Below are 23955 nucleotides of genomic sequence, written 5' to 3' on the forward strand. Positions count from 1 at the left end.
CGTCTTGTTCTTCTCCAACGCGTCCAGGTCACCCGTGAACTGCGGAATCGTGCACGGATTGATCGGTACGTGGTCGGCCATGCCCCCGCCCCCAGGTATGGATCTGCCTGCGCCAGCCCAACTGTCTACCGACGGGCGTTCTGAGATGCAAGTTCGAATTCCGCGTGTCAGGCGCCTAGCGGCGCCAGAACAGGTGGTGGGTCACCCCGCTCGGGCTGGGGACCACGTCCCGGTGGAAGCGGTCGAGGAGGTCGTCCGGGGACTCCCACAGGCGCAGGCCGGAGCCGAGTTCCACCGGCGAGACCGCGACGTGGAGCGTGTCGACCAGGTCGGCGTCGAGGAACTCGCGGACCGTGGTCACCCCGCCGCCCAGACGGACGTCCTTGCCCTGCGCCGCCTCGCGCGCCCGGGCCAGGACGGTGGCCGGGTCGGCGTCGATGAAGTGGAACGTGGTGTCGGAGACGGTGAGGGAGGGGCGCGGGTGGTGGGTCATGACGAACACCGGGGTGTGGAAGGGGGGTTCGTCGCCCCACCAGCCCTGCCAGTCGGGGTGGTCCTCCCACGGGCCGCGGTAGGGGGTGAACTTGTTGCGGCCCATGATCTCGGCGCCGATGTCGCGGCCCCAGTCGCGGGTGAAGCAGTCGTCCAGGCCGCGGCTGCCGCCGGGTTCGGTGCGGCCCGGCCAGCTGGCGGTGGCACCGGCCCAGGAGAACAGGGCCGAGGGGTCGATGGCCGAGCCGAAGGGGTGTTCCAGGCTCTGGTCCTCGCCGGCGCCGAAGCCGTCGCGGGAGACCATGAAGTTGTGGACGCGGAGGAGCTGGGGGTGGGTCGTCATACCGGTCGCCTCTTCCTCTGGTGGTGGAAGGGAGACTGCCGGTCCGGGCAGAACTCATCGGTGCGGACGCGGAACGGCGCGCGTACACGCCACCTTCGGCGTAACACCGGCGCGGCGCCGTCGGGACCCGTGCCTGGCATCGCCGTATGGGTGTGGACATCACGGTCCTGGTCGTGAACCGGGACCACTTGACGGACCTGGCCCCGGAGGACCGGCTGCGGGTGGTGCAGGAGGCGGCGTACGGCGACGGCGATGCCGTACGGCGAGCTCGCGGGGCGGGAGCCGGGGCAGTGGATCGCCGGGTTCGAGGAGTTCGCCGAGCTGGTGCGCGGCCGGGCCGAGGTGGTCGACGAGGCGGAGCGCCGGGGTGGGGGGTGGGGGGGATCGGTCTGCCGATCTGGTCAACGGCGACGGCGTCGGCGTGGCCGGTGCCGTCAGAGGATCGCGACCGGGGCCACCGGGGTGCCCGTGCCGCCGACGAAGGGTTCGGGCATCGCCGACAGGAGGAAGGTGTAGCGGGACGCTTCCGCACAGGCTGTGGACAGTGGTTCGAGGTTCCAGTTCTGGCCTTGGTGCATGCCCATCTCGACCAGGTGCAGCGCGTGCACCGGGAGCCAGAGGCCGTCGATCTCCGGCGGGAAGATCTCGAAGGTCAGGGTGTCGTTCGCGACGGCCGCCACGTCGCGGGCGTGGAACCACTCCGGGGTGCGGACCGACAGCCCGGGGGACGGGAAGCCGTAGCCGTGCTTGTCGCCCGCCAGGTAGACCTGGATCTGGCCGGTGCGGACGAGGACGACGTCACCCGCGCGGACGGTGACCCCGCCGAATTCCTCCGCCTCCGCCAGGTCCTCCGGGGTGACGGCGTGGCCGCCCGGGAGCCGGTCCAGGCCCTTGGCGCGGGCCACGTCCAGCAGGACCCCGCGCGAGACGATCGGCGCGGCCTTGTCGATGCCGCTGAACTCGGCCCGGCCGTGCGCGGTGATCGTGGAGGCCGGGCGGCCGTTGTAGATGCGGCCCGAGTGCGAGACGTGTGTCAGGGCGTCCCAGTGGGTGGCAGCCTGGAGCCCCATCGTCACGGCGTCGTCGCTGCACGCCACGGTGCCCGGGCCGAACAGCTCCTGGTTGATCTGGACCATGGTGTGCAGGGGGTTGATCCGCCCCGGGATCATTCCGGCCTGCACGCCGTCCTCCCTGAGGGGAAGCGCCAGGGGGACGCGCCGCCCCGTGCGGGCCTCGGCCGCCGCCGCCCGTACGACCTCCTCCGTGATCAGGTTCAGGGTGCCGATCTCGTCGTCGGCTCCCCAGCGTCCCCAGTTGTTGACGCGCTTGGCGATCTCGTGGAACTCGGGGGGCAGGGTCATGGCCGCCATCCACTCCTTGAACGAACAGGGGCTTGTGGGAAGGGATCTGACTGGTCATAGAATCTAACGGACCGTCAGAAAAAGCGGGAAGGGGCCGGACGTGGGGAACTTCTTGGCAGGCAGGGTCGTGGCCGTCACCGGCGCCGGCCGGGGCATCGGCCGGGCCGTTGCGCTCGCCGCCGCCACCGAGGGCGCCAAGGTCGTCGTCAACGACTACGGCGTCGGGATCGAGGGGAACGCGCCCACCAGCGAGGTGGCGGAGGACGTCGTCAAGGAGATCCTCGCGGCCGGCGGCGAGGCCGTCGCCGTCGCCGACGACATCTCCACCATGGCCGGCGGCCAGCGCATCGTGGACACCGCCCTCGCCCGGTACGGCCGCCTCGACGGGGTGGTGTGCGTCGCGGGCATCCTGCGCGAGCGGATGCTCTTCAACATGTCCGAGGAGGAGTGGGACCCCGTCGTCGCCACGCACCTGAAGGGCACCTTCACCGTCTTCCGGGCCGCCTCCGCCGTCATGCGGCGGCAGGGCTCGGGCACGCTCATCGGGTTCACCAGCGGCAACCACCAGGGCTCCGTCGCCCAGGCCAACTACAGCGCCGCCAAGGGCGGGATCATCTCCCTCGTCCGCAGCGCCGCCCTCGGCCTCCACAAGTACGGGGTCACCGCCAACGCCGTCGCCCCCGTCGCCCGCACCAGGATGTCCGCCAACGTCCCCATGGAGCTCAAGGAGATCGGCGAACCCGAGGACGTCGCCGCCCTCGTGACCTACCTGCTCAGCGACCGCGCCGAGGCCGAGGGCATCACCGGGCAGGTCTACACGATCGCCGGACCGAAGATCGCCGTCTGGGCCCAGCCCCGCGAACTGCGCGCCGGGTACGCCGAAGGGGCCTGGACCCCCGAGAAGATCGCCGACTTCCTCCCCGGCACCGTCGGCACCGACCCGATGCCGATGCTCGCCCAGCTGGAGGCCATGGCCAAGGCGGCCGCCGCCAAGGACCGCCCGAACGCGTAGAAGGGGAGGGGGCGTGGACTTCAGCTTCGGGGCCGAAGCCGAGGAGCTGCGCGGCCGGGCCGCCGCCTGGCTCGCCGGGCACCTCGTCGGCCCGTACGAGGAGGCCCTCGGCCTCGGCGGGCCCGGCAGCGAGCACGAAGGGGTGGAGGCCCGCCGCGCCTGGGAGCGGGAACTGGGCCGCGGCGGCTGGATCGGCCAGGGGTGGGAGGAGGAGGGCTACGGCAACCGGCGGCTCTCCCTCACCGGCCAGGTGGTCTGGGCGGAGGAGTACGCCGCCGCGCGCGCCCCCGCCCGGGTCGGACACATCGGGGAGAACCTCCTCGCCCCCACCCTGATCGCCTACGGCAGCCGCGAACAGAAGGACCGCTTCCTGCCCGGGATCGCCCGAGGTGAGGAGCTGTGGTGCCAGGGCTACAGCGAACCCGGCGCCGGCTCCGACCTCGCCGGGGTGCGCACGGCCGCCGTGCGGGACCCGGCGGACGGGCGGCTGCGCGTCACCGGTCAGAAGATCTGGACCTCCCTCGCCCGCGAGGCCGACTGGTGCTTCGTCCTCGCCCGCACCGGGGCCGGCTCGCGCCGCCACCACGGCCTGTCCTTCCTCCTCGTGCGGATGGACCAGCCGGGGCGGGTGGAGGTCCGGCCGATCCGGCAGATGTCGGGGACCGCCGAGTTCAACGAGGTCTTCTTCGACGGGGCCGTCGCCGAGGAGGTCGTCGGCGGCGAGGGCAACGGCTGGACGGTCGCCATGGGGCTGCTCGCCCTGGAGCGGGGGGTCTCCACCCTCGTCCAGCAGATCGGGTTCGCCGCGGAACTGGAACGCGTGGTCGCGGCGTACGCCGCTTCGGGCACGCCCGATCCGGTGCTGCGCGAACGCCTCGTACGGCAGTGGGCCGAGCTGCGGACCATGCGGTGGAACGCCCTGCGCACCCTCGGGCGGGCCGGGGACGCCGGGGCGCCCAGTGTGGCGAAGCTGCTGTGGGGCGGCTGGCACCGGCGGCTCGGCGAGCTGGCGGTGGCCGTCCGCGGTGCGCGGGCGACCGCCGGGCCGGGGCTGTGGGCGCGCGGGGTCCCGTACGAGCTCGGGCTCGACGAGGAGCAGCGCCTGTTCCTGTTCACCCGGGCCGACACGATCTACGGCGGCTCGGACGAGATCCAGCGGAACATCATCGCCGAGCGGGTGCTCGGCCTGCCTAAGGAGCCCAGATGAGGGGCGTCGTGTTCGACGGCAAGCAGGCCCAGGTGGTCGGGGACCTGGAGATACGGGATCCGGGGCCGGGGGAGGTGCTGGTCGCGATCGGCGCGGCCGGGCTGTGCCACAGCGACCTGTCGGTGATCGACGGGACGATCCCCTTCCCGCCGCCGGTGGTGCTCGGGCACGAGGGGGCCGGCGTCGTCGAGGCGGTGGGGGCGGGGGTGACGCACGTGGCGCCGGGTGACCACGTGTCCCTGTCCACCCTGGCCAACTGCGGGGCCTGTGCGGACTGCGACCGGGGCCGGCCGACGATGTGCCGCCGGGCGATCGGGATGCCGGACCGGCCGTTCTCGCGGGGCGGGCAGCCGCTGTTCCAGTTCGCGTCGAACTCGGCCTTCGCGGAACGGACCCTGGTGAAGGCCGTGCAGGCGGTGAAGATCGCCGAGGACATCCCGATGACCTCGGCCGCGCTGATCGGCTGCGGGGTGCTCACCGGGGTGGGGGCGGTGCTGAACCGGGCGAAGGTGGGGCTCGGGGAGACCGTCGTGGTCATCGGGACCGGCGGGATCGGGCTGAACGTCATCCAGGGCGCGCGGATCGCGGGGGCTTCGGTGATCGTCGCCGTGGACGCGAACCCGGCGAAGGAGGCGGTGGCGCGGCGGTTCGGGGCGACGCACTTCGTGGACGCGTCGGCGGCCGGGTCCCTCGCCGACACCTCGGCGGCCGTCCGCGAGGTCCTGCCGACCGGCGCCGACCACGCCTTCGAGTGCGTGGGCAGCGTGCAGCTGATCCGGCAGGCGGTCGACCTCCTCGACCGGCACGGGCAGGCGGTGCTGCTCGGGGTGCCGGGGTTCAAGGAGGAGGCGTCCTTCCTGGTCTCCTCGATGTACCTGGACAAGACGATCATGGGCTGTCGGTACGGGTCCTCGCGCCCGCAGCGTGACATCGCGCTCTACGCCGAGCTGTACCGGAGGGGGGACCTGCTGCTGGACGAGCTGGTGACGGAGGTCTACCCGGTGGAGGACTTCGCGAAGGCGGCGGACGACGCGCACCACGGGCGGGTGGCGCGGGGGGTGCTCACGTTCTGAGGAGACCCGGTGGCCCGGTGTGCGTCACGCGCGCCGGGCCACCCACACGACGGCGAGGGCCGGGGCCGGGACGGCGAGGACGGTCCACAGGCGGCTGAAGCCCGCGACCTCGGTCCCCAGGGCCACCGGCAGCAGGGCGAGGACGCCGAGGAGCAGGACGGCGAGCGCGGGCAGGTGGGTGGCGGGCTCGAAGCGGCGCAGCCGCCGCAGGGCCGCCGGGGACAACTCCGACGCGAGGGAGGCGCCCGCGATGATCAGCCAGGGCCCGAGGAGGGCGCACAGGCCCACGGTGACCAGCGGCGCCGTGCGGTGGAAGACGGACCGGGTGCCGACGCCGACCTCGGGGTGGGCGGGGGCGAACCAGACGTCGACGGACGCGCCCGGTGCGGGGGCGTCCTGCGTGAGGACGGCCCGCACGGGGACCTCGCGGGGCCCGTCGTCGTAGGGGACGCGCAGGATCGCGTCCGTCTCGTAGTAGCCGTCGTGGTCGTCGGTCGGCGGGGTGCGGTCCGGCTCGCCGGTCAGCCGGACGATCTCGGCCCCGTGGCGGTCGTACCCGGCCCGTTCCAGACGTTCGGTGCGCCGGCCCTCCTCGCTGGAGCCGGTGACGGCGACGACCACGGCGGCCGCGGTGGCGAAGGGGACGCCGAAGGAGAGGAGGTACCGCAGCACGTGGCCCGGGCGGCGTGCCGCGGGGGCCGCGGGGCCGGGCGGGGCCTTGACCAGTGAGACCTTCGGCGGTCTGCGGCCGGCCAGGTGGGAGGCCGCGGCCCAGCCGGCGGCGAAGAGGGCGGAGGCGGCGGCGAGGGCGGACTCGACGGCGAGCGGCGGGTACGGGCTCACCCCGGCCAGGCTGCACACGACCGCCCCGAGGGCGCTCGCCAGCATCAGCCATCCCGTGGTGGCCGTCCACCGGGTGCGTCGTGGTGCGTACGTCCTCTTCATGGCCCCCGCCCGTTCGAGACGGGAAGGATACCGGGGTCAGTCCGCCAGGCGGCCGAAACGGCCCTTGTGGAAGAGGAGGGGGTCGCCCTCGCCCTCCGCCCCCATGGCCTCGACGCGGCCGACGACGATGAGGTGGTCCCCGCCGGTGTGGACGGCGTGGATCCGGCAGTCGATCCAGGCGGGGACGGCGTCGAGTTGCGGGGAGCCGGTGGCGGGGGCGGGCCGGTGGGAGACACCGGCGAACTTGTCGGCGCCGCTGACGGCGAAGGCGCGGCAGAGGTCGCCCTGTTCGGCGCCGAGGATGTTGACGCAGAACACCCCGGCGCGGGCGATGCGCGGCCAGGTGGCCGAGGTACGGGCCACCATGAAGGTGACCAGGGGCGGATCGAGGGAGAGCGAGGCGAAGGACTGGCAGGCGAAACCGGCCGGGCCCTCCTCCCCGTCGGCGGCCGGGGCGGTGATGACCGTGACCCCGCTCGCGAAGTTGCCCAGGACGGCACGGAACTCGGCGGGGCCGACGGGCGCGCGCTCGTCCTCCCCGACGGCCCGCAGATCGGGGCGCGGAAGGGCGTCGACGTGCGCGGAATCGGGCTCCCGGGCCGCGGAGGTGGGGGAGCCGGCTGACCTGAGGTATCGGACGACGGTGGCCGCCATCCCTGCGTGTCCCATCACCCCACGATTGAACCTGACGGTTCGTCAGATGAGAAGGGGCGGGAAGGGGCGGCGCCGAACGGGTGAATCCGGACGGGCGTGGGGGCCCGTGCGCCCTGCGGTGCGCGGGGGCTGGGCATGGTGGCGAGCGACTGCGTGGCGCCTACCTGTGGAGGAACAGATGCTCGGCACCGACTTCCGTACCGGATCGCCCAACTGGCTCGACCTCGGCAGCCCCGACACCGGTGCGGCCGCCGCGTTCTACCGGGCGGTCTTCGGCTGGGACTTCGTCTCCGCCGGGCCCGAGGCCGGCGGGTACGGGTTCTTCCAGCAGGGCGGCCGGACCGTGGCCGCGCTCGGACCGCTGACGGAGGAGGACGCGGACTCGGCGTGGACCGTGTACTTCCAGAGTCCCGACATCCGGGCCACCGCCGACGCCGTGATGCGCGCGGGCGGGCAGGTGCGGGTGGCGCCGATGGACGTGATGGGGGAGGGCTGGCTGGCCCAGTTCACCGACCCGCAGGGCGCGCGGTTCGCCTCCTGGCAGCCCGGGAAGACGGGTGGGCTGGAGGTGGCCTCCGCCGAGAACAGCCTGGTGTGGGTGGAGCTCCACGTGCCGGACCCGGAGGCGGCCCTCGGCTTCTACGGCCGGGTGTTCGGATGGCGCTCGGCGGAGATGGAGGCGCCGGGGATGACGTACCGGGTGCTGAGCCTCGCCGAGGGCGACCAGCAGGCCACCTCCTTCGGCGGGGTCGCGACGCAGGGGGAGGGGGCGGGCGGGGCGTCGGCGATCCCGGCCCGCTGGGTGCCGTACTTCCACGTGGCGGACGCGGACGCCACCGTGGCGGCGGTCGAGGGGGCCGGGGGCGCGGTGCTGATGCCGGCGGCGAACGTGCCGGACGTCGGGCGGATCGCCTGGGGGGCGGACCCGGCGGGGGCGGTGTTCGCGGTGCTGAGGCCGGATCCGCGGATGTAGGTCCGGCGGCGCCCGCCTCAGCGGCCGAGGAACTTCGGGGTGCGGCGTTCCACGAAGCCGGCCACGCCCTCCTGGGCGTCGGCGGTGGCCATGTTGAGCTCCTGGGCGGTGGCCTCGGCGGCGAGCGCCGTCGCGCGGTCGCCGTCCAGGGAGGCGTTGACCAGCTGCTTCGTCAGCGCGAGGGCGCGGGTCGGGCCCTGGGCCAGGCGCTCGGCCCATGCGCGGGCGGTCGCCTCCAGATCGTCGGCCGGGACCACCTTGTTGACGAGGCCCAGGCGGGCGGCCTCCGCGGCGGGGACGGCGTCGCCGAAGAACAGCAGCTCCTTGGCCTTGTGGGGGCCGAGGAGGCGGGCGAGCAGGTAGGCGCCGGCGCCGTCGGGGACGAGGCCGCGGCGGACGAACACCTCGATGAAGCGGGCCGGTTCGGCGGCGATGACGAGGTCGCAGGCAAGGGCGAGATGGGCGCCGATGCCGGCGGCGGTGCCGTTGACGGCGGCGATGACGGGCTTCTCGCAGTCGAGGACCGCGGTGATCAGGCGTTGGGCGCCCAGGCGGATCATGCGGGCCACGTCGCCGACGACGCGGTCGGCGGCGGTGGCGGGGGCGCCCCGGAGGTCGGCGCCGGCGCAGAAGCCCTTGCCGGTGGCGGTGAGGACGACGGCGCGGGTGGCGGGGTCGGCGGAGGCGTCGGCGAGCAGGGCGATGACGCGTTCGCGCTGCTCCCAGGTGAGGGCGTTCATGGCGTCGGGGCGGTTGAGGGTGATCCAGGAGACGCCGCTCTCGAAGCGGTGCCGGATCTCGTCCGAGGGGGTCTCGGGGGTCATGGAACTCCGTTCGGGGGGTTGGTGCCGGGTGCCGGGTGCCGGGTGCCGGGTGCCGGGTGCGGCCGGGCGGGCCGCTGCGCGGGGCGAGGTCCCCTACCCTCCCCCAGCCTCCGTCCGGGGGGACCCCCACTTCCTCCGTTCCCAGGGGCGGAGCCCCCAGGAGCGGGGGCCGGGGCTTGGCCCGGGGAACGGTGGAAGGGCGGGGTGGGGAGGTCCGGTCGGGCTAACGACAGATGGCCAGGGCGTCCAGTGCCACCGCCCCCTGCCCCCGCGGCAGCACCATCAGCGGGTTGATGTCCAGCTCCGACAGTTCGTCGCCCAGTTCCAGCGCCATCCGCTGGACCCGCAGGACGACCTCCACCAGCGCGTCCACGTCCGCCGGCGGAGCTCCCCGTACGCCGTCCAGCAGCGCCGCGCCGCGCAGTTCGCCGAGCATCGTGCGGGCCTGGTCCTCCCCGAAGGGGGGCACGCGGACCGCCGCGTCGCGCAGGACCTCCACCAGGACGCCGCCCAGGCCGACGGTGACGGTCGGGCCGAAGAGGGGGTCCCGGGTGACGCCGACGACCATCTCCACGCCGCGTTCGACCATCTGGCAGACCAGGATCCCGTCCAGCGGGACGTTCTCGTAGCGGGCGATGTCCGTGAGCTCGCGGTAGGCGTCGCGGATCTGGCTCGCCGAGGTGAGACCGACCTTGACCAGGCCGAGTTCCGTCTTGTGGGCCAGCTGGGGGCCCGAGGCCTTCATCACCACCGGGTACCCGACCAGGCCCGCCGCGCGGACGGCGGCCGCCGCGCTGGTGACCAGCTGCTCGCGCGGCACCCGGATCCCGTAGGCGCGCAGCAGCTGCTTGGCGGCGTGTTCGCTGAGCTGCTGGCCGGGCCGCATCAGGGCCCGGGCCTTGCGGTGGGAGGGGGACGGGGTGCGGGGGGCTTCGTCGAAGGGGGAGCGGTAGGCGGCCGTGAAGCGGTGGTGGCCGAGGTAGGCACGGACGGCGGTGATGCAGTTGCCGAAGGTGCGGAACGTGGCCACGCGGGAGGACCCGAGGAGGGTGGTGCGGTACGCCTCCTCGGTGCCGACGGGGGAGCCCCAGATGACGCAGACCAGCTTGTCGGTGGCTTCGGCGGCGTCGGCCAGGTCCTGGGCCAGCTTGTCGCTCATCGGGGGGAAGGGGCCGGTGATCGGGCAGATCAGGACGCCGACGGAGGGGTCCGCCAGGATGGCGTCGATGATCTTCCGGCCGCGCCAGTCCCCGACGGGATGGCCGCCGTTGTCGACGGGGTTGGCGACGTTGAGGTACGACGGGATCCACTGGTGGAGCTCGGCCTGTTTGGCCTCCGAGAGGGTGGGGAGGGTGAGGCCGGCCTCGGTGGCCAGGTCCGAGAAGTGGGCGCCGGTGCCGCCCGAGATGGAGTAGACGACGACGCCCTCGGCCTGCGGTGGCCTGGCCCGGGCGAGGAGGGCGGCGGTGTCCTGGAGTTCGTCGAGGCCGTCGACGCGGATGACTCCGAACTGGCGCATGGCGGCGTCCACCACGGTGTCGGCGCCGGTCAGCTTGCCGGTGTGGGAGGCGGCCGTGCGGGCGCCGGTCTCGGTGCGGCCGACCTTGACGGCGACGACGGGGACCCCGTTGCGGGCGGCCCGGTCGGCGGCGAGGAGGAAGGAGCGGCCGTCCTTGAGGCCTTCGACGTAGCAGGCGATGGCGCCGACCTCGGGCCGCTCGGCGAAGTAGGAGATGAAGTCTGCGGTCTCCAGGTCGGCCTCGTTGCCCGTGGGGGCCCAGTGGGAGAGGCGGATGCCGAGTTCCTGGAGGGCGTGGACGGGCCGCCCCTGGTGGCCGGACTGGGTGATCAGGGCGATGGCCGGGCCGTCGAGGTCCTCGCGGAACCTCTCGAAGGCGTTGAGATTGGTGTTCGGGCCGAGCAGGCGCAGGCCCGAGCGCCGGACGGCGGCGGTCAGCCGGGCCTGGGCGGCGGCGCCGCTCTCGCCGGTCTCGGCGAAGCCGGAGGCGAAGGCGACCGCGAACTTCACCTTGGTGTCGGCGAGTTCCTCGATGACCGGGACCGGGTCGGCGACCAGGAGGACGGCGAGGTCGACCTGTTCGGGCAGCTCGGCGACGGAGGGGTGGCACGGCAGCCCGAAGACGGTGGTCCGGGTGGGGTGCACGGGGTGGACGCGGGCGCCGACGCGGTCGGCCCACGCGATCAGCTGCCGGGTGATGCCGGTGTTCGGCCGGCCCTCGGTGTCGGAGGCGCCGATGACGGCCACCGACTCGGGCCGGAAGAACCGGTCCAGGTCGGGCACGTCGGAGTGCAGGGGCCGGCCGCTGACGTCCAGTTCGGCCGCGTCCCCGGCGGTCGGTGCCGCCGTGGAGTGGACGGCGGTCCTGGGGGTCTCCCCGCAGGCCTCGACCCGTGCGCGGAAGTCGGTGGTGAGGGTGCCGTGAGTGGATCCAAGCATCGCTTCGCCCGCCCTGCTCGATGAACCTCGATGGAGTCGTCGGTAGCTGACGTCATGTCAGATTACTGAACTGACGTGCCGTCAGGAACAGGGATGCATCGGAAAGGTGGTGGAGGTGGTGTGCCTGAACCGTGGCAGAGGTGTTCGGGCGCCGTCCAGACCGGAACCGGCCGAGGGCCTGTCGCGACCGGGAGGGTTCACCGTGACCGGAAGTCGGCTCGCGGGACGGGCGGACGCGGAGCGGCTGGTATTACTGGGGCATGCAGGAAGAGATTGCACGCTCCGCGATCGACACGTTCATCTCGGCGTTCAACGCCTCGGACGACAGCCATGTGACCGCCCTGCTCTCCCAGGCCCTGACCTCGGACGTGGTCTTCTGGGGGCCGTTGGGTCGCAGCGAGGGAATCGCGGCGATCGAGCGGTTCGTGCTGGACATCCGGCGCCACCCGGCGGGGACCGGCACGATGGTGCGCTGCTCGGCGGTGGACATGCCCGACGAGTGGGCCCGGTACCAGTGGGTCTTCACCACGCCGGACGGAGGTCCCCGCCTGGCGGGGACGGACGTCGTCCATCTGCGACGGAGCCTCATCGACCAGGTCATCGTCTTCGCGGGCGAGATCGAACCGCGCACCCGGTGAACCCTGCGACGACACGCTCTAGCGCGCGAGGGCCCTGGAGATGCGGCGGGCGTCGCGGGCCAGTTCGCGGAACATGCCGCTGAGGGGGTTGGTGTAGCCGGTGAAGTACAGGCCGGGGGCTCCGGGGGTGGTGCGGGGGCCGTGGGCCAGGGGGCGGCCGCGGTCGTCCAGGACACCGAGGTGCCCCACCAGGGCCTCCAGGCCCCGGCGGTAGCCCGTCGCGGCGATCACCGCGTCCGGGGTGATCGCCGTTCCGTCGGCGAGGAGGACGCGGTCCCCGTCGAAGGAGGCCACTGCGGCCACGGGTTCCACCCGGCCGGTGCGGACCGCGTCGATCAGGCCCACGTCCTGGACCGGGATCGCCCCCTGCCGCGCCCGGCTGTACAGGCCGGTGGCCGGGCGCGGGAGCCCGTACGCCGACAGGTCGGGTATCGAGGCCTTCGCGACCAGCGCCCCGAGGCGGTCCACGAGCCGGACCGGGAGCCGCCGCACGAGGATGCCCGTGCGCTGCGCCGGCCAGCCGAGCGTCGAGCGGCGCACGATGTGCGGGGCGGTGCGGACCGCGAGGCGCACCCGGGCCGCCCCGCCGTCGGCGAGGTCCACGGCTATCTCCGCGCCGGTGTTGCCGACGCCGACGACCAGCACGTCCCGCCCCGCGTACGGGGAGGGCTCGCGGTAGCCGGAGGCGTGCAGCAGCCGCCCGGTGAAGCTGTCCGCGCCGGGCCAGTCCGGCAGGTGCGGGGTGTGGTTGAAGCCGGTGGCCACCACCACCGCTCCGGCGGCCAGGAGCCGGCCGCCGGAGGCGTGCAGGGTCCAGCCCTCGCCGTCGGCGGCGCGTTCGATCCGGGTCACCTCGACGCCGGTGACCAGTTCCAGCGCGTGGTGCTCGGCGTACTTCTCCAGGTAGCGGACCACGTCGGCCCGGGCCACCCAGCGTCCGAAGCGGCGCGGGATCTTCAGGCCCGGCAGGGCCGACAGCCGGCGGGTGGTGTGCAGGCGCAGCCGCGCGTAGTGGCCCCGCCAGGAGGTGGCGACCGCGTCCGACCGTTCGACGACCACCGCGCGGATCCCGCGGGCGCGCAGCGCGGCGGCGACGGCCAGGCCGCCGGGGCCCGCGCCGATCACGTACACGGGGCGGGGCTGGGTGCTGGTCAGGTCGGGTGCGGGCGCGGGCATGAGGAGTGAGCGTATCGACACACAGGGTTGTTGGGTCTCGGTCGAGGAGGGAATCGATTGCGGATCGGTCACGGGGCCGGAGGGCGGGCGCGGAGGGCCCGGCGCGGCTCGGCCGCAGAGGGGAGCGAACCCTGACAAAGTGGGTCGTTCCGGTGGTCCGGTGACGGAGAGGAGCGCGTGATGTGGCAGCCCGACGGGTGGGACGTGCGCGTCCGTCTCGGTGTCCTCACCCCGCACGCCGACGTCGGCCCCGAGTCGGAACTGCGCGCCATGGCCCCGGCAGGGGTCGGCCTGCACTACGCGCGGGTGCCGTTCGGTGCGATGGGGCGCGGCGGTGCGATGGCGGAGACGATCCCGCTGGCGCCCGTACGGGCCTTCGCCGAGTCCCCGCGGGTGGACGAGGCCGCCGCGCTGCTCGCGGACGCGCCGGTGGCGGTGCTCGCGTACGCCTTCACCAGCTCCTCGTACGTCATCGGGGCGCGCGGGGAGGCGTACCTGCTGGCCCGGCTGCGGGAACGCGCCCACGGCCTGCCGGTCGTCGCCACCTGCGCCGCCGCCGTCGAGGCGCTGCGGGCCCTCGGGGCGGGGCGGGTCGCGCTCGTCGACCCGCCGTGGTTCGACGAGACGCTGAACGAACTGGGGCGGGGCTACTACGAGGAGGCCGGGTTCGAGGTCGCCTACGCGGCCCCCTGCGGGCTGCCCGGCGGGCAGGCGCAGGTGACGCCGCGGGCGCTGCACGACTGGGTGGCGGGGCAGGTCGGGGACGCGGCGGACGCGGTGGTGATCGGCGGGAACGGCTTCCGTGCGGTCGGTGCGATCGCGGCCCTGGAGGCCACCCTGGGCCGTCCGGTGCTCACCGCGAACCAGGTCCTGCTGTGGTCGGCGCTGCGCGCGGCGGGCGCGGGGGCGGGCGGTGTGGAGGGGTACGGGCGGCTGTTCACGGAGGTCGTCTGAGGCCTTGCGGGATCGCCGCCGATCCGCTGAACTGACGTACCGTCAGATCGAGTGGAGGGTGGCGGTCCATGCAGACCATCTGGCTCAGCGGGGCCGAATGGCTCGCCGTGCTGCGCACAGGCCTCGGCCTGTGGTGGCTGGAGAGCTGGCGGCACAAGGACAAGAAGGGCTGGTTCGAGCGCGGCACCGGCATCGCCTGGGCCGCCGACGTCGCCGGCAGGCACCGGTGGTCCTTCGTCAGGACCGGTTTCGCGTCGGTCGTCCAACCGCGGCCGCGGCTGATGGCGTACGTCGTCGTCTACGCGGAACTCGCCCTGGGGCTCGGCCTGGTGCTGGGGTTCCTGACCCCCGTCGCCCTGATCGGCGGGCTGCTGCTGAACCTGCTCTACCTGGTGCTGATGATCCACGACTGGGCCGAACAGGGGCAGAACGCCATGATGGCCCTCATCTCGGGCGTGGCGTTCTTCGCCATGGCCTGGCAGACCTGGTCCCTCGACGCTGCGATCGGACTCTTCCTGTGAGCACGGTGCGGTACGACCTCCCCGAGTCCGACGAGTTCACCCGCACCTACTGGGACGCCGCCGCCGAGGGGCGGCTGCTGCTGCGGCGGTGCGCCGACTGCGGGCGCGCCCACCACTACCCGCGCGAGTTCTGCCCCTTCTGCTGGGCCGGTGAGGACCGGGTGGCCTGGGAGGGGGCGAGCGGCCGCGCGACCCTCTACACCTGGTCGGTGGTCCACCGCAACGACCTGCCGCCGTTCGGCGAAAGGGTCCCGTACACGGCCGCCGTCGTGGACCTGGAGGAGGGGCCCCGGATGATGACCGAGGTCGTCGACTGCCCGGCGGAGGAGCTGCGCGTCGGCATGCCGTTGCGGGTGGCCTTCCGGGAGGCGGCCGAAGGGGTGTGGATCGCGGTGTTCCGTCCCTGAAGGGGTGGTTTGTTCGGGCGTCGAGCTCTGAAAACCCTCAACTCTCTTGTCCGCACAGCGGGCGGACCGACAGGATCGGGCCAGGCAAAGCGCCACCGCACATCCTCTGACCAGGGATGTTCCGTCACACGGGCTGAAACCGTGTGGTGTGGGGAGGGCGCGGGAAACGCCTTCTGTGCTCAATGAGGGGAAATTCAGAAATGATGAGCATTTCGCGCAAGCTGAAGACGGGCGCCGTCGCCGTCGCCGCCACGATCGCCCTGCCGGTCCTCGGCCTGGCCACCGCCACGCCGGCCGCCGCCGGCAGCTGCGACTTCGGCGGCGGCGCCGGTGACAGCTGCACCTCGCGGTTCGTCCCGACGGCGGCGAACTGTGCGGGCATCTTCGACTACCTGCGCTCGCACGGCGGGAACATCGGCCGGATGAGCAACACCTTCCAGAACGAGTGGCGCCAGTGCGCGGCCGGCCCGATCGCCGGCGGCTTCGGCAAGGGCTGACCGGCCCCCGCAGCATCGGACGGCGCCCCCGCGAACTCCCGCGGGGGCGCCGTCCCGCGTCGCGCCGCAGGGGGCCGGGTTCACGGCCAGAGCAGCTCGCGGGTCCAGTCGCCGGACCCGCCGCGGCGGTAACGCAGGCGGACGTGGCGGCGGGCGGCGTCGCCCTGGAAGAACTCCGCCTCCGCCGGCTCCAGGACGTAACGGGTCCAGGTCGGCGCCGGGGCGTCCGGCTCCGTTCCCGCCCGCTCCCAGGCCGCCGCCGAAGCCTCCACCAGCTCCTCCCGGGATCCCAGAACCTCGCTCTGCCGGCCCGTGAGCGCCGCCGCCAGCGCACCGCGCGAGCGGACCGCCAGGTCCGCCCGGCTCTCCCGCTCCCCGCATGCGGTGACCCGGCCCCGGACGCGGACCTGCCGGCCCACCGCCGGCCAGTAGAAGACCAGCGCCGCCTCCGGCCGCCCGGCCAACTGGCGGCCCTTGGCGCTGGTGGCGTGCGAGGCGAAGTGCCAGCCCCGCTCGTCCGCCTCGTGCAGCATCAGGATCCGCGCGTCGGGCCGGCCGTCCGCGTCCGCCGTCGCCAGGGTCATCGTGTGGGGTTCGGCCTGCCCCGCCCGGGCGGCGTGCACGAACCACTCCCGGAACAGCTCCACCGGCCCCGCGGGCGCCGAGGCCGCGTCGAAGGCGGGCAGGACGGTGTCCCAGACGCGCAGGGAGTGCAGGACCTGGTGGAACTCGGAGTCGTCGCCGGTCATGCCGCCAGGCTAACGGGGCCGTCGGGTCCGGCCCCGTCGCGGGCCGCCGGGCCGGTGACCGCCACCGCCCGGGCTCCCCGTAGGGTGCGGCCCATGCGCACCTCCCGAGCCGCCGCCCGCACCCTGGTCGCCGTGGCCGTGGCGGTGGTCCTGGCGGCTCTCGCCGCCGCCGGCTGCCACCGGCCCGGAGGAGCCGCCCTCGCGGCCGAACTGGACCACCCCGTACTCGCCGCCGTCCTGGCGGCCGTCGCCCTCACCGGGGCCGCCCTGCTCACCTCCCGCCGTCCGGCGGTGCGCAAGGGCGCCGCCCTCGGCCTGGCGGGGGCGGCCGTCGCCGGGGTGCTGGCGGTCCCGGCGTACGCCGTGGTGGCCGACCCCTTCCCCGGCCTGGAGTGGGACGTCCCGGCCCCCGACGGCTCCGGCCGGCGCCTGGTCGTGGAGCGGGGCCTCGGGTTCGGCGACGCGGCCTGGAGCATCCACATCGACACCGGCCCGCTGCCCGCGGCACGCCGCTGGCCGGTGGCCTCGTACACCCCCGCGTACCCCAGGGGCGTCCTTGAGGCGCAGTGGCGGGACGCGTCCCACATCCGGCTGATCGACTTCGACCATGCCCACCACGACCTGCGTATCGCCCCCGACGGAAGGCCCCTCGACGCGCTGGACTGGTAGCCGTGGCCCCGAGCCCGCCCGGATCAGGCGATCGGGACCGCCGTGCCCGTCACCTCGATGCCCGCCGCCGGGTCCGCCGGCACGCCGACCGTGATCAGGCTCGGCCGGCCCATGTCCACGCCCTGGTGGACGGTGAGGACCGCAGGGACGTCCACCAGGTCCAGGCTCCGCAGGTACCCGCCCAGCGCGGCGGACGCCGCACCCGTCGCCGGGTCCTCCACCACGCCCCCCGGCGGGAAGGGGTTGCGGGTGTGGAAGACCGTCGGCGACTCGCGCCGGACCAGGGTGATCGTCGTCCAGTCCCGGCGGGCCATCAGCGCGCCCAGCGCCGCCATGTCGTAGTCGAGGTCCGCCAGCCGCTCCCGGCTCGCGGCCGCGATCACCGGGTGCCAGGCCCCCGCGTACGCCGCCCGCGGCGGCAGCTCCGGGTCCAGGTCGGCGGCCGACCAGCGCAGCGCGGCCAGCAGCTCCGCCAGGTCCGCCGCGGAGATCTCCGCCGTGCGCGGCGCCACGCTCACCAGCGTGGCGACCACCGCCCCGTCCGGGCCCGCCGAGGTGGTCACCGGCACCGGGCCCGCCTGGGTGTGCAGCAGCAGCCGGCCCACCCCGTACCGCTGGGCGTGTGCGACGGCGGTGGCGATGGTGGCGTGCCCGCAGAACGGGACCTCGGTCTGCGGGCTGAAGTAGCGGATGTCGAGCTCCCCGTCCTGCCGGGGAACCACGAAAGCCGTCTCCGAATAGCCGACGTCCGCCGCGGTGGCGGCCATCGCCGCCTCGTCCATCCCGGTGGCGTCCAGCACCACACCCGCGGGGTTCCCGCCGAGCGGGTCGGTGCTGAAGGCCACATAGCGCAAGAGGTCCATGCGGGGAACGTAGCCGTGCGCCTACCGGGCGTCAAAACCATTCGGTCAAAGGTGAGTTGACGCAGGCCGTGGCCGGTCCGCGCTCACGCCCAGGTGAGCAGTCGCCCGTTCGTTCCGACGCCCACCGCGAACCCCAGGGCGATGCGCCGCGCCCCCCGGCTCGGCCGCACCGCGTGGAAGAACCGCGGATCCAGCAGCAGCGCCTCCCCGACGCGCGGGGCCAGCTCGATCGACTCGGCGCCCCGCACCACCGTCTCGTCGTACCCGTAGTACGCCGACAGCCGGTGCGCCTCGTCCTGCGGCTGCCAGCGGTGGCGCCAGATGACCGTCTCACCGCCCTCGGGCGGCACGCTCAGGTACAGGTTGAACGCGAACTGCCCCATCAGCGGCACGTCCAGCAGATCCCCCTCGTACTCGCGCAGGGCGTCGTCGAAGTGCACCTGGAACCCCTGGTTCGGCTCCCGGGCCACCCCGTCGCCCATCGCCCGGCCGCCCCTGCGGCCGACCTCCACCCCGCCCGGCCAGGCCGCCGCGAGCGCCTCCCGGCTCGTACGGAACGGGTCGAACGACAGGCCCAGGCCCCGCCAGGCCTCGTGGTGGCCCTCCAGCGCCTTCCAGTAACCCTCGGCGACCCCGCCGTCCGCCATGTGGTCGCTGACGCCCACCCCGAACCGCATCACCGGCGGATCGATGCGGGCCTGCTGGTACGAGTCGAACGGCTGGGCCTCCAGCGCGGCGAGCACCTCCGCGCACCGCTCCTCGGAGAGGAAACCCGGGACCCGCACCGCCGCGCAGCGGCCGGCGGCGAGCCCGGCGAGCAGCTCGTGCGTGAAGGCGGGCGCGGTGACGGCGCGGAAGAACGGGTCGTGGGGCGGTTCCGGGGCGGCCGACACGCCCCGCGTGGATCGTTCTGCTTGTTCTGACGTCATTCGACGGCCCCCCGGGCGCTCGGAAAGACAACAGAGAACAACAGCACTTACACGGGATGCGTCCCACTGGTCGTACGGAAGGCCGACTTGGCGTCGAGCTCCAGCGCCTGGCGGCCGGCCTCCAGGGCCTCCATCGCGATCCGCCGGCCGACCTCCGCCTGGAGCTCCTCCAGCGGGCTGCCCGGCGCCCCCCATCTGAGGGACTGGTCGTCGTTCGTATCGGCCGGGACAGCGGTCATCGGCGGACCTCCGCGCATTTCGGTGTGGGACGCGTCACACAGGGTGAGGCACCGTCAGGCTACGCGCAAGCCCGCACCGGCCGCCGGGGTTCCGTCCAAGCAGCCTGTGCTTACGCAGTTTTGACGGTCCCTCAGGTGGGCATCTCGCGCAGCGTCCGCTCCAGGAGCGCCCTGGCCTGCACCGACAGCGGATGCTCCGACGTCACCACCCGGTCCAGGTCCCGCACCAGGGCCTTCAGCTGGTTCACCGCTTCGGGCGTACGCCCCCGGATCCCCAGCAGCACCAGCACGAACGTGAACCGGAACCGCATCACCAGGTTCGAGTCCGGCGGCTGCGACGCGTCGCGCAGTGCCGCCCGGATCACCTGCTCCGCCTCGTGCGCCCGGTCCTGGCGCAGTAGCGCGTGCGTCAGCGTCTCCCGCGCCCGCAGGATCTCCGGCGTCGACGGCGGCCAGTGGTTGCGCCGGCTGATGTCCAGGATCTGCCGGGCCTCCGCCTCGGCCTCCGCGTGCGAACCGAGGGCGAGCATCGTACGGGCGAGGGTGTTGCGCATCACCAACGTGTCGTAGTGCTCCCGGCCCCGGACCTCGTTTTCCGCAGCCACGATGGAGCGCAGCATCACCTCCGCCTCGCCCTCCCGCCCGGACTGCTCGTTGATCGCACGGGCCAGCTTGTGCCGGCTGGCGAGCGTGTCGGCGTGGTTCTCGCCCAGAATCCGCGTCCGGGCCCGTACCACCTGCTCCAGCACCCGCTCCGCCTGCGGCAGCTGCTCCCGGTCCAGGTGGATACGGCCCTGCTCGTGGCGCAGGCCCAGGATCTCCCGGTCGTCCACGTCGAACCCGAAGGAGCCGCAGCGCTCCACCATCGGCAGCACCAGGTCGTACGCCGACCCCAGCAGCCCCGTCGCGATCAGGTAGCGGGAGGTCAGCCGGGCCAGCTCCAGGGCCTCCGCGCGCACCGTGCGGTCCGACAGCTTGAGGTCGCCGAGCAGACAGGCCCGGGACACCTCCAGCGCGTGCGGGGCGAGAGCCGCCCACAGCGGCCAGTTCGCCGGATGGTCGGGATTGCGCAGATGGGTCGCCGACAGCACCAGCTGCACGGCCAGCCCGTAGTACTCCGCGGACCGCTCCCGCACCTCCCCGTCCTCGCGCAGTACCCCGTGCACCACGGGGTGCATGGTCAGGACGTGTGCCAGGTCGCGTTCCGCGACGCCCTCCCGCTCGTACGCCTCCACCAGCCCGAACTCCTCCAGCCCCGCGAGGGCGGCGCCGGTGCGCGCCGGGGTCACGCCGGGGAAGAGGGAGGAGCGGGCGAGCGCCGGGCCGGACAGCAGGCAGCGGTAGGGGATCGGGGCGATGCTCAGACAGGCGAACACCTTCAGCAGGGCCGCCGCCTGCCCCAGCTCCCGCTCGCCCAGCAGGTCCAGGGCGATCCCGCAGGACTTCTCCACGATCTCCCGCCCCAGCAGCTCGCTGAGGTGCGGCCCGTCCTGGCCCGCCGCGAGGTCGACGCGGGCGGCGACCGTGGCGCGGAAGGCCTCGAAGTCGCGGATGTCCGTGGCCAGGGAGATCTGGCTCTCGCTGACGGCCCGGATCACGTCGGCGGCGTGGCGCAGCGCCAGCGGCAGCCCGCCCAGCTCGCGCGACAGGCGGCGCGCGTCCTCGTTCGTCCCGCCCAGACCGCCGGTCCGCTCCAGCAGCATGGACGCGCCGTCGGTCTCGTCCAGCAGCGGTACCGGCAGGACGCGGGTCCAGTCGCCCCAGGCCTGCTGGCGACGCACCCGGCTGGTGACCAGCACCGTGCCGCGGGCGTTCTGCGGCTTGCGCAGCCAGCCCGTCCCGCTGGAGACGGGGCCGTCGCGGGGGCCGAGGCGGTCGGGGTCGTCGGCGTTGTCGAACACCAGCAGCCAGGGGTCGGGGCACTCGTTCAGCAGGGTCCAGACCAGGTCCATGGCCGTACCCAGCAGCCAGGCCCGTTCCACCGTGATCGACGGGGCCCCCAGGTCGCGGGCGATCATCCGCATCCGCAGGCTCAGCTCCGGCATCGACACCCACCACACCCGGCGCCCGTCGCGCTGCGCCCGGTCGGCCGCCTCCAGGGCGAGCCGGCTCTTTCCGGAGCCGCCGAGTCCGGCGAGTACGTGGACCTGTCGGCGGGCCCGCTCCGACAGCAGGTCCGCCACCAGCCCGAGCCGTTCCTGCCCCTTCAGCTGGCCCTCCTCCAGCTGCCCGTACGGGGGCGGCGGGAAGGGCGCCAGGTCCGGCTCGCCGGCGGCGGGCGCGGGAAGCTCGGGCCGCCCGTCGGGCTGGCCGGGGACGCGCAGGGCGATGTCCCTGAACTCGGCGTCCGCCTCCTCCCCTTGGGCCACCCGCTCCAGCGCCTTCCGGACGGCCAGGTAGGAGGCGGCGGTGCGGTCGGCGGGCTGGATGATCGAGAAGTGGTCGGCGGTGACCACCCCGCCCTTGGGGAACACGCCGCGGGCGACGACGGGCGGCACGATGTCGTCGGCCGACCCGCCGTAGGCGCGCACGGGGATCGGGCACTCCTGGTCGCCGTGGGAGCGGGCGTGCACCACCGCGCTCAGCACCGTCCGCTGCGCCTCGGTCACCGCCCGGTCGAAGGGGCGCAGCTGCCTCTCCTGCGGGTGGTGCCAGAGCTTGAGCCGTTTGCGGACGGTGAGGAAGAACCCGGAGCCGGTGTTGGGGCAGGCGAACATGGTGAAGTGCTTGATGCGGTGCAGGTCGCGCCCTTCGCCGTTCCACAGCTTCCGGGCGAGGAAGCGCTGGACGACGAGGCCGCCCTGGCTGTGGGTGACGATGACGATCCGCTCGGCGTCGGCGAGTTCGGTCTCCAGGAAGGTGCCGAACTGGTCGGCGATGTCGTCGGTCTCGGCTACGCGCCGGTCGGGGCGCAGGCGCACGAGGGGGGAGTCGTACCGGAAGCGGTGGACGCTGAGCCAGCCCGCGAGCTCGGGGTCGGTGGCCAGGAGCCCGTGGAACGCCGTCCACACGCGTGCGGAGGAGAACAGGCCGTGCACCAGCACGAGGTGGACGCGTGTCCGTACCGCCATCGCGAACCTCCGCAGCCATGAAGGGTGTTGAAGCAGATGGAATTCGGTCGCAGATGAAGAGAACCGGCCGGGTCAATGATGCATGAGGCGCGTCCGGGCGAACCACAACGGGACGCGCCCGGAAACGGGACGGCGGCGGCCGGCCCGCCGGCGGACGCCCCCGCGTCCCCCGGCGTCCTCCGACCCCGCCCGATCGTGCCCCCGTCCGGCCCCCGCGCCCCCGCGGGGGCGCACCGGCGGTTGCTGACGACTGGCGGCGGAGCAAGACTGGTGGTATTGGCGTGAAACGGCGCCCGCTCGCGTTCCGGGATCACCCTCGCGCAAATGATGAAATGTCAAATGATGAATTCTTAACCGTCGGTCCTCTCGCTCAGGAGGTGCCCCATGAGCAGGACCCGCCCGATCAACTGCATCATTCCTCCGTACATTCTCGACAAGCTCTTGGAAAGCCCGGACAACGACGTCCGACAGGCCGCCCTGGACACCCTGCTGACCACCGCCCGACTGCGGGGTGAACGCATGGTCCGCGCGTCCCTCGCGGGGGCGACCGCCACCGCCGGTGACGGGCGGCGCACCATTTTCGACTGCGACGAGGGGGTGACGCTGCGCCGCGCCACCCTGGTCAGGACGGAAGACGGACCGGAGTCCGCGGACACGGCGGTCGACCGGGCCTTCGACGGGCTGGGCCTGACGCGCGATTTCTACCGGGAGGTCTTCCGGCGCAATTCGATCGACGACAACGGAATGCGCCTGGACGGCTACGTGCATTTCGACGTGCAGTACAACAACGCGTTCTGGGACGGCCGGCAGATGATCTTCGGTGACGGGGACGGGAAGGAGTTCGGCAATCTCACCGGATCCCTCGACGTGATCGCCCACGAGCTGACGCACGGCGTCACCGAGAGCACCGCCGGACTCGAATACCACAACCAGTCCGGGGCCCTGAACGAATCGATGTCGGACGTATTCGGTTCACTGGTCAAGCAGTGGTCGCTGAAGCAGCGGGCCGAGGACGCCGACTGGAAGATCGGCGCCGAGGTGTGGACCCCGGGAATCGGTGGTGACGCCCTGCGGTCGCTGAAGGAGCCGGGCCAGGCGTACGACAACCCCCAGTTCGGCAGGGACCCCCAGCCCGACCGCATGAGCAAGTTCATGCACCTGCCCGACACGCCGAGGGGGGACTCGGGCGGGGTGCACTTCAACTCCGGCATCCCGAACAAGGCGTTCTACCTGGCCGCCGTGGGCATCGGCGGATTCGCGTGGGAGGGCGCGGGACACGTCTGGTACGACGCGCTCAGGGCGTCGACCGCCGACGCGAGCTTCCAGGACTTCGCCGACACCACCTTCCAGAAGGCCGGGGAGCTGTTCGGGGCCGGCAGCCCCGAACAGTCGGCCGTGCTGGCGGCATGGGCCGGGGTGGAGATCCAGATCAGCGGTGTCCCCAAGGCCCGGGCCTTCGCCGTCAGCGGGAACGGCCGCGTGGGCCGCGAGGACGGCATCGCGGCCCTGTCCCGCCAGCTCGGGGAGCTGAACGCCAAGGTGACGGCGCTGGCCAAGGACCTGGCCACGATGAAGGCCACCAGGTGAAGGTGACGCTGGAGACGTACGGCGGGCTGGCGGCGGCGAGCCGCCGCCCGCCCGAGGTCCTGGACACGGCTGCCCTGCCCGCCGCCGCGGCAGCGGAACTGGGCCGCCTGATCGCAGCCGCCGCGGCGGACCCCGCGGCGGCCGCGGACGGCGGCGCGAGAGACGCGATGGGCTACACGATCACGATGGAGGACGGGCCTCGAACGACGACCCTCGAACAGTCGGACGCCACCATGACCCCGGCCTTCAGGAGCCTGCTCACCTGGCTCAGGGCGCGTACGGCCGGCGGATCCCCTCGTCGCTGAGCACGTGC

Annotated in this window: 24 protein-coding genes; 12 read left to right on the forward strand and 12 right to left on the reverse strand. The window is 73.5% G+C overall.

The genetic code is table 11. The features are described 5' to 3' along the window. Positions 1-175: 175 nt before the first annotated feature. Both WDV06_RS11825 and WDV06_RS11830 read right to left on the reverse strand, forming a co-directional pair. Positions 176-835, reverse strand: a complete 660-nt coding sequence (locus tag WDV06_RS11825) for a dihydrofolate reductase family protein (protein ID WP_395509633.1) — start codon at positions 833-835, stop codon at positions 176-178. Positions 836-1269: 434 nt separating this feature from the next. After that, complete coding sequence (locus tag WDV06_RS11830) at positions 1270-2196, reverse strand: cyclase family protein (RefSeq protein WP_395509634.1); 927 nt, start codon at positions 2194-2196, stop codon at positions 1270-1272. A 100-nt stretch (positions 2197-2296) separates the two neighbouring features. Here WDV06_RS11830 and WDV06_RS11835 point away from each other — a divergent pair, with 100 nt between their 5' ends. Genes WDV06_RS11835 through WDV06_RS11845 form a run of 3 tightly spaced genes read left to right on the forward strand, consistent with a single transcriptional unit; the run spans position 2297 to position 5488 of the window. Then, complete coding sequence (locus WDV06_RS11835; RefSeq protein ID WP_395509635.1) at positions 2297-3208, forward strand: SDR family oxidoreductase; 912 nt, start codon at positions 2297-2299, stop codon at positions 3206-3208. Between the two features lie 13 nt (positions 3209-3221). Further along, positions 3222-4415: an acyl-CoA dehydrogenase family protein gene (locus tag WDV06_RS11840; RefSeq protein ID WP_395509636.1), complete on the forward strand. Its 1194-nt coding sequence runs from the start codon at positions 3222-3224 to the stop codon at positions 4413-4415. Continuing rightward, positions 4412-5488 carry a Zn-dependent alcohol dehydrogenase gene (locus WDV06_RS11845; protein WP_395509637.1) on the forward strand — a complete coding sequence of 359 codons (1077 nt, stop codon included), beginning with the start codon at positions 4412-4414 and terminating at the stop codon, positions 5486-5488. The genes WDV06_RS11840 and WDV06_RS11845 overlap by 4 nt, the downstream gene beginning before the upstream one ends. Before the next feature lie 24 nt (positions 5489-5512). On the opposite strand, the gene WDV06_RS11850 is transcribed toward WDV06_RS11845, so the two are convergent. Together WDV06_RS11850 and WDV06_RS11855 are read right to left on the reverse strand one after the other, a co-directional pair. After that, on the reverse strand, positions 5513-6433 hold the full coding sequence (locus WDV06_RS11850) for a hypothetical protein (protein WP_395509638.1): 921 nt from the start codon (positions 6431-6433) through the stop codon (positions 5513-5515). A gap of 36 nt (positions 6434-6469) precedes the next feature. Next, entirely contained in the window at positions 6470-7087 is a 618-nt protein-coding gene (locus WDV06_RS11855; RefSeq protein WP_395509710.1) for a flavin reductase family protein, read from the reverse strand. A gap of 178 nt (positions 7088-7265) precedes the next feature. On the opposite strand from WDV06_RS11855, the gene WDV06_RS11860 reads away from it, so the two are divergent. Next, positions 7266-8060 carry a VOC family protein gene (locus tag WDV06_RS11860; RefSeq protein WP_395509639.1) on the forward strand — a complete coding sequence of 265 codons (795 nt, stop codon included), beginning with the start codon at positions 7266-7268 and terminating at the stop codon, positions 8058-8060. A gap of 17 nt (positions 8061-8077) precedes the next feature. Here WDV06_RS11860 and WDV06_RS11865 read toward each other — a convergent pair whose 3' ends face one another. Beyond that, the gene (locus tag WDV06_RS11865; protein WP_395509640.1) at positions 8078-8884 is read right to left on the reverse strand and encodes an enoyl-CoA hydratase/isomerase family protein; all 807 of its coding nucleotides are present in this window, start codon (positions 8882-8884) and stop codon (positions 8078-8080) included. Positions 8885-9107: 223 nt separating this feature from the next. Continuing rightward, positions 9108-11342 (reverse strand): acetate--CoA ligase family protein, encoded by a 2235-nt coding sequence (locus tag WDV06_RS11870; protein WP_395509641.1) that lies wholly within the window; start codon positions 11340-11342, stop codon positions 9108-9110. A 260-nt stretch (positions 11343-11602) separates the two neighbouring features. Between WDV06_RS11870 and WDV06_RS11875 the strand changes: the two genes are divergently transcribed. Next, positions 11603-11980 (forward strand): nuclear transport factor 2 family protein, encoded by a 378-nt coding sequence (locus WDV06_RS11875; protein ID WP_362147226.1) that lies wholly within the window; start codon positions 11603-11605, stop codon positions 11978-11980. Positions 11981-11998: 18 nt separating this feature from the next. Here the strand turns inward: WDV06_RS11875 and WDV06_RS11880 are convergent, their stop codons facing one another. Further along, entirely contained in the window at positions 11999-13156 is a 1158-nt protein-coding gene (locus tag WDV06_RS11880; protein ID WP_395509642.1) for a flavin-containing monooxygenase, read from the reverse strand. A 180-nt stretch (positions 13157-13336) separates the two neighbouring features. Here WDV06_RS11880 and WDV06_RS11885 point away from each other — a divergent pair, with 180 nt between their 5' ends. The 4 genes from WDV06_RS11885 to WDV06_RS11900 all read left to right on the forward strand — a co-directional run bounded on the left by WDV06_RS11885 (position 13337) and on the right by WDV06_RS11900 (position 15535). Next, complete coding sequence (locus WDV06_RS11885) at positions 13337-14110, forward strand: maleate cis-trans isomerase family protein (protein WP_395509643.1); 774 nt, start codon at positions 13337-13339, stop codon at positions 14108-14110. A 68-nt stretch (positions 14111-14178) separates the two neighbouring features. Continuing rightward, positions 14179-14631: a DoxX family membrane protein gene (locus tag WDV06_RS11890; RefSeq protein ID WP_395509644.1), complete on the forward strand. Its 453-nt coding sequence runs from the start codon at positions 14179-14181 to the stop codon at positions 14629-14631. Then, complete coding sequence (locus WDV06_RS11895) at positions 14628-15038, forward strand: Zn-ribbon domain-containing OB-fold protein (protein WP_395509645.1); 411 nt, start codon at positions 14628-14630, stop codon at positions 15036-15038. Before WDV06_RS11890 ends, WDV06_RS11895 begins: the two co-directional genes overlap by 4 nt. Positions 15039-15241: 203 nt before the next feature. Continuing rightward, positions 15242-15535, forward strand: coding sequence for a hypothetical protein (locus tag WDV06_RS11900; RefSeq protein ID WP_395509646.1), 294 nt, complete (start codon positions 15242-15244; stop codon positions 15533-15535). 80 nt (positions 15536-15615) lie between these two features. On the opposite strand, the gene WDV06_RS11905 is transcribed toward WDV06_RS11900, so the two are convergent. Further along, on the reverse strand, positions 15616-16284 hold the full coding sequence (locus WDV06_RS11905; protein ID WP_395509647.1) for a pyridoxine/pyridoxamine 5'-phosphate oxidase: 669 nt from the start codon (positions 16282-16284) through the stop codon (positions 15616-15618). 93 nt (positions 16285-16377) lie between these two features. Between WDV06_RS11905 and WDV06_RS11910 the strand changes: the two genes are divergently transcribed. Then, positions 16378-16953 (forward strand): hypothetical protein, encoded by a 576-nt coding sequence (locus WDV06_RS11910; RefSeq protein WP_395509648.1) that lies wholly within the window; start codon positions 16378-16380, stop codon positions 16951-16953. Between the two features lie 23 nt (positions 16954-16976). Here the strand turns inward: WDV06_RS11910 and WDV06_RS11915 are convergent, their stop codons facing one another. The 4 genes from WDV06_RS11915 to WDV06_RS11930 form a co-directional block, all read right to left on the reverse strand. After that, the gene (locus WDV06_RS11915) at positions 16977-17816 is read right to left on the reverse strand and encodes a PhzF family phenazine biosynthesis protein (RefSeq protein WP_395509649.1); all 840 of its coding nucleotides are present in this window, start codon (positions 17814-17816) and stop codon (positions 16977-16979) included. Positions 17817-17899: 83 nt separating this feature from the next. After that, a complete protein-coding gene (locus WDV06_RS11920) occupies positions 17900-18709 on the reverse strand; it encodes a 2OG-Fe(II)-dependent halogenase WelO5 family protein (protein ID WP_395509650.1) in 810 nt (269 codons plus the stop codon). 83 nt (positions 18710-18792) lie between these two features. Next, a complete protein-coding gene (locus tag WDV06_RS11925; RefSeq protein ID WP_395509651.1) occupies positions 18793-18984 on the reverse strand; it encodes a hypothetical protein in 192 nt (63 codons plus the stop codon). A gap of 131 nt (positions 18985-19115) precedes the next feature. Further along, positions 19116-22055, reverse strand: coding sequence for an alpha/beta hydrolase (locus WDV06_RS11930; RefSeq protein ID WP_395509652.1), 2940 nt, complete (start codon positions 22053-22055; stop codon positions 19116-19118). Positions 22056-22439: 384 nt separating this feature from the next. On the opposite strand from WDV06_RS11930, the gene WDV06_RS11935 reads away from it, so the two are divergent. Further along, positions 22440-23642 (forward strand): M4 family metallopeptidase, encoded by a 1203-nt coding sequence (locus WDV06_RS11935; RefSeq protein ID WP_395509653.1) that lies wholly within the window; start codon positions 22440-22442, stop codon positions 23640-23642. Then, on the forward strand, positions 23639-23947 hold the full coding sequence (locus WDV06_RS11940; RefSeq protein WP_395509654.1) for a protealysin inhibitor emfourin: 309 nt from the start codon (positions 23639-23641) through the stop codon (positions 23945-23947). Before WDV06_RS11935 ends, WDV06_RS11940 begins: the two co-directional genes overlap by 4 nt. Positions 23948-23955: the final 8 nt, after the last annotated feature.

Origin of the sequence: Streptomyces racemochromogenes (assembly GCF_044129415.1) — a bacterium.
GTDB classification, from domain to species: domain Bacteria; phylum Actinomycetota; class Actinomycetes; order Streptomycetales; family Streptomycetaceae; genus Streptomyces; species Streptomyces racemochromogenes_A.